General features: G+C 66.8%; 12 protein-coding genes. 7 read left to right on the forward strand and 5 right to left on the reverse strand.

The features are described from left to right. The 5 genes from OXF11_12430 to OXF11_12450 form a co-directional block, all read right to left on the reverse strand. Positions 1–243, reverse strand: a 243-nt coding sequence (locus tag OXF11_12430) for a hypothetical protein (GenBank protein ID MCY4487901.1), incomplete at its 3' end; no start/stop codon positions are given. 54 nt (positions 244–297) lie between these two features. Continuing rightward, positions 298–1,299 carry an LLM class flavin-dependent oxidoreductase gene (locus OXF11_12435; GenBank protein ID MCY4487902.1) on the reverse strand — a complete coding sequence of 334 codons (1,002 nt, stop codon included), beginning with the start codon at positions 1,297–1,299 and terminating at the stop codon, positions 298–300. A gap of 75 nt (positions 1,300–1,374) precedes the next feature. Beyond that, positions 1,375–1,857 (reverse strand): MaoC family dehydratase, encoded by a 483-nt coding sequence (locus tag OXF11_12440; protein MCY4487903.1) that lies wholly within the window; start codon positions 1,855–1,857, stop codon positions 1,375–1,377. A gap of 114 nt (positions 1,858–1,971) precedes the next feature. Next, entirely contained in the window at positions 1,972–3,237 is a 1,266-nt protein-coding gene (locus tag OXF11_12445; protein ID MCY4487904.1) for an MFS transporter, read from the reverse strand. After that, positions 3,234–5,498 (reverse strand): xanthine dehydrogenase family protein molybdopterin-binding subunit, encoded by a 2,265-nt coding sequence (locus OXF11_12450; GenBank protein MCY4487905.1) that lies wholly within the window; start codon positions 5,496–5,498, stop codon positions 3,234–3,236. The genes OXF11_12445 and OXF11_12450 overlap by 4 nt, the downstream gene beginning before the upstream one ends. Positions 5,499–5,693: 195 nt before the next feature. Between OXF11_12450 and OXF11_12455 the strand changes: the two genes are divergently transcribed. The 7 genes from OXF11_12455 to OXF11_12485 all read left to right on the forward strand — a co-directional run bounded on the left by OXF11_12455 (position 5,694) and on the right by OXF11_12485 (position 11,918). Continuing rightward, positions 5,694–5,969 (forward strand): type II toxin-antitoxin system ParD family antitoxin, encoded by a 276-nt coding sequence (locus OXF11_12455; protein MCY4487906.1) that lies wholly within the window; start codon positions 5,694–5,696, stop codon positions 5,967–5,969. Continuing rightward, complete coding sequence (locus OXF11_12460; protein ID MCY4487907.1) at positions 5,953–6,300, forward strand: type II toxin-antitoxin system RelE/ParE family toxin; 348 nt, start codon at positions 5,953–5,955, stop codon at positions 6,298–6,300. The genes OXF11_12455 and OXF11_12460 overlap by 17 nt, the downstream gene beginning before the upstream one ends. 50 nt (positions 6,301–6,350) lie before the next feature. Continuing rightward, entirely contained in the window at positions 6,351–7,103 is a 753-nt protein-coding gene (locus OXF11_12465) for an NAD-dependent deacetylase (protein ID MCY4487908.1), read from the forward strand. 111 nt (positions 7,104–7,214) lie between these two features. Further along, the gene (locus tag OXF11_12470) at positions 7,215–8,192 is read left to right on the forward strand and encodes a hypothetical protein (protein MCY4487909.1); all 978 of its coding nucleotides are present in this window, start codon (positions 7,215–7,217) and stop codon (positions 8,190–8,192) included. Positions 8,193–8,283: 91 nt separating this feature from the next. Continuing rightward, positions 8,284–9,468: an MFS transporter gene (locus OXF11_12475; GenBank protein ID MCY4487910.1), complete on the forward strand. Its 1,185-nt coding sequence runs from the start codon at positions 8,284–8,286 to the stop codon at positions 9,466–9,468. 209 nt (positions 9,469–9,677) lie between these two features. Continuing rightward, positions 9,678–10,829 (forward strand): TRAP transporter substrate-binding protein, encoded by a 1,152-nt coding sequence (locus OXF11_12480; protein ID MCY4487911.1) that lies wholly within the window; start codon positions 9,678–9,680, stop codon positions 10,827–10,829. 72 nt (positions 10,830–10,901) lie between these two features. Next, positions 10,902–11,918 (forward strand): TRAP transporter small permease subunit, encoded by a 1,017-nt coding sequence (locus OXF11_12485; protein ID MCY4487912.1) that lies wholly within the window; start codon positions 10,902–10,904, stop codon positions 11,916–11,918. The last annotated feature ends 1 nt before the right edge of the window (position 11,919 follow it).

Below are 11,919 nucleotides of genomic sequence, written 5' to 3' on the forward strand. Positions count from 1 at the left end.
GATGGCGATCTCGATCATGTCCTGGGAGCGGTGCACGAAGTCGGGATACGCGTGGATGTGGCAGTCGATGGCGTTCTCCAACAAGTCGTCCTCGATGCCCGGATAGATCTTGAGCATCTCGGGGTTGTCCTTGAGCATCTGGTAGAAGTAGTCCTTGGCGTTGAGCTGACGGACGCGTTCCACGGTGAGGGTCCGGCCTACCAGGATGCCCGCGGCCTCTGCGTCTGCTGCGAAATCACACATGCGTTCTCCTCGCTTTTCGATGGTTGAATTGGTTGTAGACGTCCTAATGGAGCGTCAGCCGGATGCCTTTCCCCAAGCCGTGATGAACCGTGCCGCGTCCTCGGCGACGGGCTCGCTCACCGGGACGTAGGGCACCACCATCCGCGTCGCGCCCGCCTCGACATAGGGCGCGAGCCGGTCCTTGATCTCCTCCACCGAGGTGGCCGGAATCACCGGCAGCCGGTCCATGTAGTCGTCGCTCATGGCGCCCATGGCGGCCTTGAAGCCGCCGCTCCGGAACGCCTCCTGCACCGCGTCCACTTCCGCGACGAAGCCCTGCTCCCGCAGCATGGTGCTGTAGTGGTCGGCGATGTTGTAGAAGGTCAGCGCCTGCCGGAGCTTCGAGCGCGCCACCTCGCGGTCGGGGTTGAGGGACACGCGCACCTTGCCGATGACGTCCACCGGACCGCGCCCCACGGCCTTGGCGGCCGCCTGGGTGCGGTCCGCGATCTCGCGGATCTTGTCCACGGTCGCCATGTTGATGAAGACCCCGTCCGAGATCCTGCCCGCGAGCCGGGTCATCTGCGGCCCCAGACCGGCCAGATAGACGGGCATCCGCGGGTGCCGCGGCTTCCACGAAAGCTGGAAGCGCTTGCCGGTCGTGTACATCTCCCCCTCGTACTCGACGCGTTCCCCGGCCACCACCGCGCGCACGATTTCCATGTACTCGCGCGCGCGCCGCAGCGGCCGGTCGAAGACGCCGCCGTGCCATCCGGCGATGGCCTTGTTGGCCACCCCGAGTCCGAGCAGCACGCGCCCGCCCGAAAGGTCCTGCAGCGTCGCGGCCTGCAACCCCAGGGTCACCGGACTGCGGCCGTAGATGTGGTAGATGGCCGTCCCCAGCTTGATGGTGCTGGTACGGCTCGCCGCCGCCGAGATCAGCACCATGGGATCGGTGCTGTTGGACTCGCCCTTCCAGAACGCGCCGAAACCGGCCTGCTCCGCCTGCTCCACCAAGCTCACCACGTCCGCCGCGGGATAGTGCGCCGCGGAGTTGATTTCGATGTCGTAGATCACGCCTCTCCTCGCTCCGTTGGTTGTATTGGCGTCCCGAGCGTAGCGAAGCACGGTCGAAGGACACCATGCTGCCCGCTACCCGGACGTCTGGCGGGCGGTCATGAAGTTGATCATCTTCATGCTCATGACCACGTCGCCCTCCTGGTTCAAGGTTTCCAGCAACGAATTGACGATGCCCCGGTCGGGCTTCGAACTCGACCGCCGCGTCTCCAGCACCGTCACCCGCACCGTCAACTCGTCCCCCGGCCGCACCGGCTTGGTCCAGCGCAACTCGTCCACGCCGGGAGAGCCGAGGTTGGCCACCGCCGAAAGATAGTTGTCCGAGTAGACCCGCATCATGGCCGCCGCCGTGTGCCAACCGCTGGCGATAAGCCCCTTGTAAAGGGTCTTCTTCGCCAGCTCCCGATCGATGTGATATGGCTGCGGCACGAACCGCTTGCCGAAGTCGATGATCTCGTCTTCGTCAAGGCTTATAGGGCCGAACTCGTGCACCGAACCGGCCACGTAGTCTTCGAAGTAACGTTCCTCCCTGGGGACACTGAATCCCGTTTTACTCATCGCCTCAACGAGTACAATGAACCGGACTGTGCTGCAACTTCCCGCCGGGAAAACGGCCGTTTTAGCACAGCCTGTTTCGCGGGAAAGACGGTTGGGGGCGTCGCGCCCCGTTCCTTACCTCCGCGAGTCGCGTGCCGGCGGCAGCGTAAAGAACATGAGCACCGTGGACACGAACGCGGATCCGGCGAAGATCGCGAGGGGGATCGTGTAGCTGTGGGTCAGGTCGTAGAAGAAGCCGGCGCTGACGGGCCCCATGACGCTGCCGGCGGTCACGAACATGCGGCTGAAGCCCTGGATGCTGGCGAAGTGGCGCACGCCGAAGTAGTCGGCGCGAATAGGCTCCTGGAGCGAGGCGAGGCCGCCGTAGCAGAGCGAGTACATCACCAGGCCGGCCATGAACCATGTGGAGGAATCGGTCATGGCCATGGTCAGGACCGAAACGCTGAGGGTGCCGAGCAGGCCGATCATCAAGAGGCGCTTCTCGATGAAGTCCCCCATCCAGCCGAAAGCCAGGCGCGCGGGGACGCCGATGAGGGCGGAGACGCCGAGCAGTCCGGCCGCCACTTCCTGCGCCCACCCCCGGTCCACCAGCAGGATGACCAAGTGGACCGAGAGGCCCTCGGTGACCATCTGCCGCAGCCCCATGACCCCGGCGAGGAACCAGAACGAACGGGTGCGCAGCACCTCCTTCACCGACAGCGAGATCTCGGGGGCGGGGGCCTTGGCCGCCGCCCCCCGGGCCGTGGTGTCGCGCGGTGACTCCGCGAGGCCGACACTGCGCTCATACGCCCCCCCGATGGCCCGCGCGAGAGGCCACCCCATGGCCACGATGATCACCGCCGAGGCCACCGAGGCCGCGCGCCAGCCCCACCACACGATCATCAGGCCCACCACCGGCACCAGCAGTCCGGACAGCCCCGGTCCGGTCCGGAAGATGCCGAACGCGAGGCTCCGGCGCGCGCGGAAGAGCGTCGCCACCACCACGCTCACGGGGATGTAGAATCCGACGCTGGAACCCAGCACGATGCCCACGACGATGGTGACGTAGAGCATCGGCAGGGAGTTCACGAAGCTCATGCCGAGGAACCCCAGCGCGCAGATGACGGTGCCCAGGTACATCACGCGCCTCGGCCCCAGGCGGTCGGTCATGTACCCTTCGGCCGGACCCAGCAGTCCGGATTCCACCCGGGCCATGGAGAAGGCGCCGGAGATGGCGGTGCGACTCCAGCCGAACTCCCGCTCGAAGGACGGGAAATAGGCGGCCAGGCCGAAGTAGGCCAGACCGGTGCTGACGGCGTGCGCGAAGGCGCCGGCGAACACGACCCACCAGGTGGACATGAAGCCGGCGAAGCGGGGGCCCTGCCTCTTGACCGGCTTCACACTACACTGTCCAGGCCTTGGCCGGTTCCGGTGGCCGGCGTGCCCGATCGGGACATCCTCGACTGGACCTTCTCCGCCGTGATCGGCAGCGAATGGATGCGCGCGCCGGTGGCGTCGGCGACGGCGTTGGCCACCGCGGCGGCGAACGGGATGACGGGGGTCTCGCCGATGCTCATGCTGTTGTAGGGGCCGCTGCCGGTGTCGGACTGGATCAGGGCGGTACGCAGCTCGGGCACGTCCCGTATGGTGGGGATCTTGTAGTCGCCCAGGTTGGCGGTGGTGACCTTGCCGTCGTCGAACAGCACCTCCTCCATGAGCGCGTAGCCCACCGCCATGACGATGCCGCCGTCGATCTGGCCCTGGTGCAGCAGCGGGTTGATGATGGTACCGGTGTTGAGCGCCACGGTGACCTTGTCGAGCCGCACCTGTCCGGTCTCGGGATCCACATCCACCTCCACCACCTGGGCGCACATGGACGCCTCGGGACCCATGGTGGTGTCGTTGTAGTACCCCTCGCCGCGGATCTCGGCGCCCTTGGCCCGGGCGATCTCGGCGTAGGTCATGCGCCGTTCGGCATCGAGCTGGGTCACGCCGCCCTCGGCCAGGGCCAGCCTGGCCGCCTCCGTTCCCATGGCCTCGGCGGCGATCCGCAGCAGCTCCTCCTTCACCGCCGTCACCGCGAACCAGGCGGCGTTGCCGTAGATGCGGGTACCGCGGCTGCCGCCCAGGCCTTGGTCCTTCTCCACCTGGGTGGAGTCCAGGGTCTCCAGGTTGACGGACTCCAGCGGCACCTGGAGCTCCTGCGCCACCAGTTGCCGCAGCACCGTGTAGGTGCCGCTGCCCTGGTCCATGGCCGCGCACGAAACCGTGATGGCCCCGGCCGTGTCGATGGTCACGAAGGCGTAGCACTCGCCCCCGAGGGGCAGCCACTGGGCCACGGCCACGCCCCGTCCGGTGGTGGGGCCCTTGGGAGCGCGGTAGCCGGACTCCACGAGGGCCAGATCCAGGGTCTCCTCCGTCTTGATGTGATGCATCACGTGGCCGGTGGGCGACTCGTCGCCGTCGTGCATCAGGTTGATCCGGCGGAACTCCACCGGGTCCAGGCCCAGCTCCCTGGCCACCGCGTCCATCTGGCTCTCGGTGGCGAAGAAGCCCTGCGGGTCCCCGGGCGCGCGCATGTGGCCGCACGGGATCTTGTTGGTGTACACCACCCGCTCCTCGCTCAGGTGGTGCGGCATGTTGTACGGACCGCCCGCTTCCTGGGCGCCGAAGAGGAAACCGATGGGCTTGAACGCGCCGTAGGCGCCGCTGTCGAAGATGAAGTCGAGGTGGTGCGCCATGATGCGGCCGTCGCGCTTGACCCCGGTGCGCACCTTGATGGTGCAGGCGTGGCGCGGGTTCCCGGCCATGAGTTCCTCGTCGTAGTCCATCACCATCTTCACCGGGCGCCCGCTCTTGCGCGACAGCACATAGGCCACGGCCACGTCCATGAAGTCGCCCTTGCCGCCGAAGTCGCCGCCGATGTAGCAGGGGTGCACCATCAGGCTCTCGAACGGCACCTCCAGGGCCTTGGCGATCTGCTGGCGCAGGGCGAACGGCGTCTTGCTGCACGCCCAGATATCCGCGTTCCCCGCCTCCTTCACGTCCACCACGCAGGAATGCGGCTCGATGTAGCCCTGGTGCTGGGACTGCGTGTAGAACGTGTTCTCCACGATGACATCGGACTCGGCGAAGCCCTGCTCGATGTCGCCCTTGCCCCAGGACAGGTACACGAAGGTGTTGGTGGGCTCTTCCAGCGGCGCCATGAGACCGTCGTAGTTCACGACGTCGGGGTGGAGCAGCGGCGCCGAGGGCTTCACCGCCTCCAGCGGGTCCAGCAAGGGCTCCAGGTCCTCGTACTCCACCTCGATCAGTTCCGCCGCCCGTTCCGCCGCCTCCTCGCTGTCTGCGGCCACCGCCGCCACCTTCTCGCCCACGAAGCGCACCACGTCCTCGGCCAGGATCGGCATGTCGCGCAGCCGCCGGCCGATCTTGAGCCCGGCCACGTCCGCGCTCGTGACCACCGCCCGGACGCCCGGCACCTGCTCCGCCCGGCTCGTGTCGATGCGCTTGATCTTTCCGTAAGGAACCGGGCTGCGCAGCACCTTGCCCCACAGCATGTCCGGCAGGGTCACGTCCACCGCGTAGACCGCCTCGCCCGTCACCTTGCCCACACCCTCCACCCGGGGGGTGGACACGCCCACGATATTGCCTGTCGCCATTGATTACCTTCCCTGCCTCGATCGTCTGACGAGTTTCATGTCCGTTGTAGCCCCTCGCGCGTCCCGCCGGCACCCGGCTTGCCCTGCAACCATGCCTTATCGCCCCGCACGGACCGAGTCAACGTACCGTACGGAGCAACGCGCCGTTGACATCGGTGCTACCAAGTGGCACCTTGCGGGTAAAGGAGACCCTTCGTGGCTGTCAAGTCATCCATATCCCTCACCGACGAGCAGCATGCCTTCGCCAGGACACTGGTGGAGAGCGGCCGCTACGCCAGTCTCAGCGCTGTACTCCAGCAAGGTGTGGACATGCTCCGCCAGCGTATGGACGCCGAAGAGCTGGAGCTTGCGGCGTTGCGGGAAGTTCTCACCCGCCGTCGCGCCGGTACCTTCGTCAGCGCGGAACGGATGGACGGCACGTTGGCGGAGATGTTTTCACGCAAGCGCCGGGCACATGGCGTATCGTCTTGAGTTCTCGGCCGACGCGGAACGCGATTTCGGACTGATCTTCGACCATCTTTTCGACAGCTACGTCGGTTTCGGCGAAAACCTGGAGAGCGCACTCGATCATGCGGAGGCACGGATACGGGAGATCCGCGCGGCGACAGACAGCATATCGGCCATGCCCCACCGGGGCCAGCGCCACGACGATCTCCTGCCGGGCGTGCGGCACTTGCCCATCGAACGGGCGATCTACTGGTTCGATGTCGACGACGAACTCCGGAGCGTGCGTGTCCTGGCCGTGTTCTTCGGCGGGCAGGACCACATCCGCCACATGACGACGCGGCTCCTCGGCGACTGACCGGCGACAGGACACCCGGGCGGACCGCCCGACTCGAAGGAAGGACGCTGATGGACCTCGACGAATTCGCCGCAAGACTCCGCCGCGCCACGGACATCGTCTTCTTCACCGGCGCGGGCATCAGCACCGAGTCCGGCATTCCCGACTTCAGAAGCCCGGGCGGCAAGTGGAGCCGCATGCGGCCGGTCTACTACGACGAGTTCGTCAGCAGCGAGGAGGCGCGCGTCCAGGCGTGGCAGCGCAAGAAGGAAAGCTACCAGCTCTACAAGGACGTGACGCCCAACATCGGCCACACCTCCATCGGCGACCTTGAGAAGCGCGGCAAGCTCTTGGGCCTCATCACCCAGAACATCGACGGCCTGCACAGCCGGGGCGGCGTGTCGGACGAGAAGATCGTCGAGTTGCACGGCTCGGACCGCACTGTGGTGTGCCTGGGCTGCGGCAAGCTCTTCGACCCTGACGAGGTTCTCGCGAGCCTCGGGGAAACCTTCACGTCGCCGCGCTGCGACGCGTGCGACGGCCTGCTCAAGACCGGCACCATCTCCTTCGGCCAGGCCATGCCCCAGGCGGCCATGAGCCAGGCCCAGATCTGGAGCGAGGCGGCGGAGATCTTCATCGTCGTCGGCTCGTCCCTCGTGGTCCAGCCCGCGGCGTCCTTCCCCGTCATCGCCAAACAGGCCGGCGCGCTCCTCGCCATCGTCAACCGCGAACCCACCCACATCGAACCCCTGGCGGACTACAGCCACCAGGGCGAAATCGGCGAGTTCTTTCGCACGCTGAACCCGCTGCTGGCGGACGCCTGACGGGCGCGAGCGAGCTTGACACTCCCGCGGCAAGACTGGTAGTGCTCGGCTAGCTTGTCGCCACGCATACTCTGTCCACTTCACATCCCAACCCACGGGAGGAGACCGCCAATGAGCGATACGAACGGTCACACGAAGGCGCTGCACGTCATGACCCATTCCGGGTGGTACCGCTTCGAGAAGAACGGCGATTCCTGGAATCAGGTGGCACGGGACCTGACGTTCTGGAACCTGAGCTGTATCGCCGTGGACCCCGAAGATCCGCGGACGGTTTACGGCGGCACCGAGCACTCGGGGCTGTTCTACAGCCACGACGGCGGCGAGAGCTGGACACGGTCCAGCCCCAACGTCCCGCATCTCGACATCTTCTCGCTGTGGGCGTTGCCGGGTTCGCTGTACGTCGGCACGCGGCCGGCGGCGCTGTTCCACGGCGCTCCCGGCAAGGGGTGGGAGGAGTTGCCGGGAGTGCGCGAGGGCGGCTCTTGCGGCGTCTTTCCGCCGAACCCGGCCCAGGCGCCGCGCACCCGTTATCTCACCGGCGACCCTGCCTCGCCCTCACGGCTCTACGCCGGCATCGAGGTGGGCGGCCTGCTGGTGAGCGACGACAACGGCGCGGACTGGCACACGGCCAACGAAGGCCTGTGGGACCGCGACATCCATCAACTGCACCACTGCAAGCACGAGCCGGAGATGGTGGTGGCGGCCTGCGGCGAGGGGATCTTTCGCAGCCGCGACCGCGCCGGCCACTGGGACGAGATTACGCCGTCCGACGTCCGCACCTACGGCACCACCGTCACCGAGACGGATGACGGCAGCCTGTATGTCGGAGTGACGCTGGGCCGGCCCAACACCTGGGTGCGCAAGGTGCGGGCCAGCGCGGCCATCCTGCGCAGCGAGCACGACGCCTCCGGATGGAAGACCGTGGCCGAGGACTTGCCCGGCGGCATCATGGACACCGTGCCCGACCCCGACGGTCCCGGCATCATCGCCGCCACGTCGGAAGGCGAGATCATGATCGTCGAAGGCTCGAGTTGCCGCACGGTGGCCAGCGGGCTCCCGTGCATCAACGAGATCGCCCTCGGCGCGTAGTGTCCCGGCCATTAGCTTGATCGTCTCCTCCCTTTGTCCGGCCCCGCTCGCTGCGGGGCCGGTTCCTCCGCCACGCCGGGACCTCTGACCCGTGCCGGCCGCCGCGACTCCCGAGTCCAGCCGGACCGACTGGGGGTCCGTACTGGTTGCGGCCCTCTCCGCCGTGGGCCCGGCAATGGTAGTGGCGGTGATGGGGATAGGCCTGCCGGAAATCCGGGCCAGCCTCCATCTCTCGGAGGTGTGGGCGGGTACTCTTTTCACCGCCATCTTCGTGGTCGCGGCGTGCGCGAGCTGGTCGGCCGGGCGGCTGTCCGACAGTCTCGGCCGGCGCAGGGTGCTGGTCGCCGGCGGGTTCTCCCTGGGCCTTGGATTCGGTCTCGTATCGACGGCCCAGAGCTACGGGGCCACGATCGCCTTCCTGGCGTTGGCCGGCCTGGGATACGGCATCATCACCGCCTCGGTCCTGTCCCTGGTATCCGATCTCCTGCCCTCGAGACGAGGGTTCGGAATGGGCCTCCTCTCCGGCACCTACGGCCTCGGCAGCGTCAGCGGCCCCTTGGTGGCCGCGGCCATCATCCAGCGCTTCGGCTGGCGCGGCGCCACCGCCACGGTGGGCTGCATCGCCGCCACCATCGCGTTGGTCCAGTGGCTGCGCATCCGCGAACCCGCCCGGGCCCGCACCGCTCCTCATGCGGCCGACGCCCGGCGACCGCCGGTGATGAACCGTAACATGTACCTTCTGGCGGCGGCGCAGTTCTTCGGCGGGTCCGTGTTCTGGATCACCTCCTCCTGGACACCCACGTTCCTGCGCGAGACCGTCCGGCTGACGCTCGACGAGGCGGGCCTGGTGATGGCGGCCTGGGGCGCCACCCCCATTCTCGGGGCCATGGGGCTGGGGATGCTGTCCGACAGGATGGGCCGGAAGCGCATCATCCTGATGGGGGCCTTCCCGGGCGTGCTGGTGGTGCTGATGGTCTACGGATGGCTTGCCCATGCGCTGGCCCTGGCCGCGGGCATCTGTCTCCTGGGCCTGTGCAAGTCACCGATCCCCTCGCTGGTGGTGGCGCTGGCCCAGGACACCGTCGCCGAGGGCCGGGTAGGCGCCGCCAGCGGCCTCATCATGTCCATGCACTACGTCGCCGCCCTCACCACGCCGGTGGCCATGGGACAGCTCATCACCTGGCTGGACAGCATGACGCTGGCGATGCTGCTGGGGTCGGGAGTGGCGTTCGCGGTGTTCGGAGTACTCGTGAGCAGCGTCAGGGAACGCGCTTGACGGCGCGGAGTGTCACATCACATTTCGACAACTCCCCCAACAATTCCGTTGCGTTGGAACGTTGCTCGTCGTAGTATTGGTGACTAGTGTCGTGGCGTGGCAGGCTTTTCGCCTGCACGAGTCTGGCTGGGTCGTCGCGCGTGGGTTCGTAAGGGGCGAGTCGACCAACGATCCGTCAGACCAACAAATTCACTCACTGGAGGGGATCCATGAATCGTCGTGACTTTCTCACCGGGGCAGCAGTCGGCGTGGTGGTGGGCGCGGGTGCAACCGCGGCCTACATGTCGAGCCAGCAAGAAGCGCCACCAGCGCCGGCGCCCGTGGCCAAACAGCCTGCGGCGCCGGCCATCGTGAAGGACCGCATCGAGATCGCCGTCGTGACGACCTGGCCACGCGACTTTCCCGGTCTCGGGACCGGGGCGCAACGCTTCGCCAAGCGCGTCCAGGACATGAGCGACGGTCGCATCCAGGTAAGCTACTTCGCCGCGGGCGAGCGCGTCGGCGCCTTCGACTCCTTTGACGAGGTGGCGTCGGGCAACGCGCAGGCCTATCATGCGGCCGACTACTACTGGAAAGGCAAGCATCCCGGCTGGGCCTACTTTACCGCCGTGCCCTTCGGCCTCACGTACACCGAGATGAACGCCTGGATCCGCTTCGGCGGAGGGCAGGAGCTCTGGGACGAGTTGGCCGGCGAGTTCGGACTCAAGGGCCTCATGTGCGGCAACACCGGTGTCCAGATGGGCGGGTGGTTCCGCAAAGAGATCAACAGCGCCGAGGACCTCAAGGGCCTCAAGATGCGCATCCCCGGCCTGGGCGGCGACGTCATGGCTAAGCTCGGCGCCTCGCCGGTGTCCCTGCCGGGCGGCCAGATCTACGAGAACCTCGTGTCGGGCGCCATCGACGCCACCGAATGGGTGGGGCCGTGGAACGACGAAGTCATGAAGTTCTACGAGGCCGCCAAGTACTATTATTATCCGGGCATGCACGAACCCGGCTCCATGCTGTCGGCCGGCTTCAACAAGAAGTTCTGGGAATCGTTGTCGAAATCGGACCAGGCGCTGATCGAGGCGGCGGCGTCGACGGAGAACGACGTCATGATGTCCGAATACAACGCCAAGAACGGCGCGGCGCTTGCGCGGCTCACCCGCGATCAGGGAGTCCAGGTCCGCAAGTTCAACGACGAGATCTACGATTCCTTCGGAAAGGCCGCCCAGGAAGTCTTCGACGGCGTGGTGCAACACAGCGCCCTCGCCAAGCGCATTCACGAGAGCTTCGACAAGTCCCGGCGAGAAGTCGGCGGCTGGTCGAACGTCTCCGACCAGGCGTACGTGGCACAGCGCAACCGCGTGCTGGGCACCTAGAGATAAGGAACGACGGGCGGCTCCGCACCGGGAGCCGCCCCATCGGACTACAAGCCGCTACGGGTTTCCACGGTGACAACGTCTCGGGCGGACGCGGGCGGGGGACGGCACGGCACGGCGGATGCACTCTACCGCGCGTTGGCCCTGTCGCTGGCGGCCTTGACCTTCGTCTTCCTCTTCAACAACTATCTCGACTTCTGGCAGGGCTGGCCCGGACCGGCGCGCGTCTTCGGGGTCGGGACAGAAGCGCCGCTCGGCGGAGCGGTGATCTTCCAGGCGTGGCTGCAACTCGCCAGCTACGTCCTTACGGTGGCCGTCATCTTCGTCCTCGCGCTCAGGACCCGCGAACGCGCCTTCGCGTCGGACGCCGCGCTGCTCAAGGCGGTCACCACGTACATCATCGCCACCGCCTTCTGGGCGACATTCCTCATCGGCATCGTCGACGGGGTCATCTCGTTCCTGCGCGTGGAAGGCTTGCTGCCCGCGGTGCTGGGCGAGACGCTGGGTCAGAAGCTGGGAGTCCCGAGCTTCCGGGGCACCTACGTCCACATACCGCTGATCCTGGCCGGGGCCGCAGTCGCCTGCTTCAAGCGCGGGCTGGACTTCATCTGGCTCTCGCTCCTCGTGGTGGTGGCAGAGTTTCAGATCGTAATCGCCCGCTTCATCTTTTCCTACGAGCAGGCCTTCATGGGCGACTTGGTGCGTTTCTGGTACGCCGCGCTGTTCCTGTTCGCCAGCGCCCACACCCTGGTCGCCGGGGGCCACGTACGCGTGGACGTCCTGTTCACCCACTTCAGCGAAAAGCGCAAGGCCCTGGTGAACGCGTGGGGCTCCATGGTTCTAGGCGTGCCACTGTGCTGGACCATCCTGGGTGTCGGGATGTCGGGCCAAGCCTCCGTCATCAACAGTCCGCTGCTCTACTTCGAGACTTCCCAGAGCGGCTTCGGCCTCTACGTCAAGTACCTGATGGCGGGATTCCTCGCCGTGTACGCCGTCTCCATGATGACGCAGTTCCTGGCGTACTTCCTGGATGCCATGGCGGTGCTGCGCGGGCAGGCCGCGAACCACCCGACACCCGAGCCGTCCTGAA

It is taken from the genome of Deltaproteobacteria bacterium, from assembly GCA_026712905.1.
Classification (GTDB): domain Bacteria; phylum Desulfobacterota; class Binatia; order UBA9968; family JAJDTQ01; genus JAJDTQ01.

Excerpts from the sequence above, each read along its gene's own strand:
- OXF11_12480 (MCY4487911.1), top strand. The coding sequence starts at position 9,678 with ATGAATCGTCGTGACTTTCTCACCGGGGCAGCAGTCGGCGTGGTGGTG.
- OXF11_12450 (MCY4487905.1), bottom strand. The coding sequence starts at position 5,498 with ATGGCGACAGGCAATATCGTGGGCGTGTCCACCCCCCGGGTGGAGGGT.
- OXF11_12465 (MCY4487908.1), top strand. The coding sequence starts at position 6,351 with ATGGACCTCGACGAATTCGCCGCAAGACTCCGCCGCGCCACGGACATC.
- OXF11_12460 (MCY4487907.1), top strand. The coding sequence starts at position 5,953 with ATGGCGTATCGTCTTGAGTTCTCGGCCGACGCGGAACGCGATTTCGGA.
- OXF11_12470 (MCY4487909.1), top strand. The coding sequence starts at position 7,215 with ATGAGCGATACGAACGGTCACACGAAGGCGCTGCACGTCATGACCCAT.
- OXF11_12440 (MCY4487903.1), bottom strand. The coding sequence starts at position 1,857 with ATGAGTAAAACGGGATTCAGTGTCCCCAGGGAGGAACGTTACTTCGAA.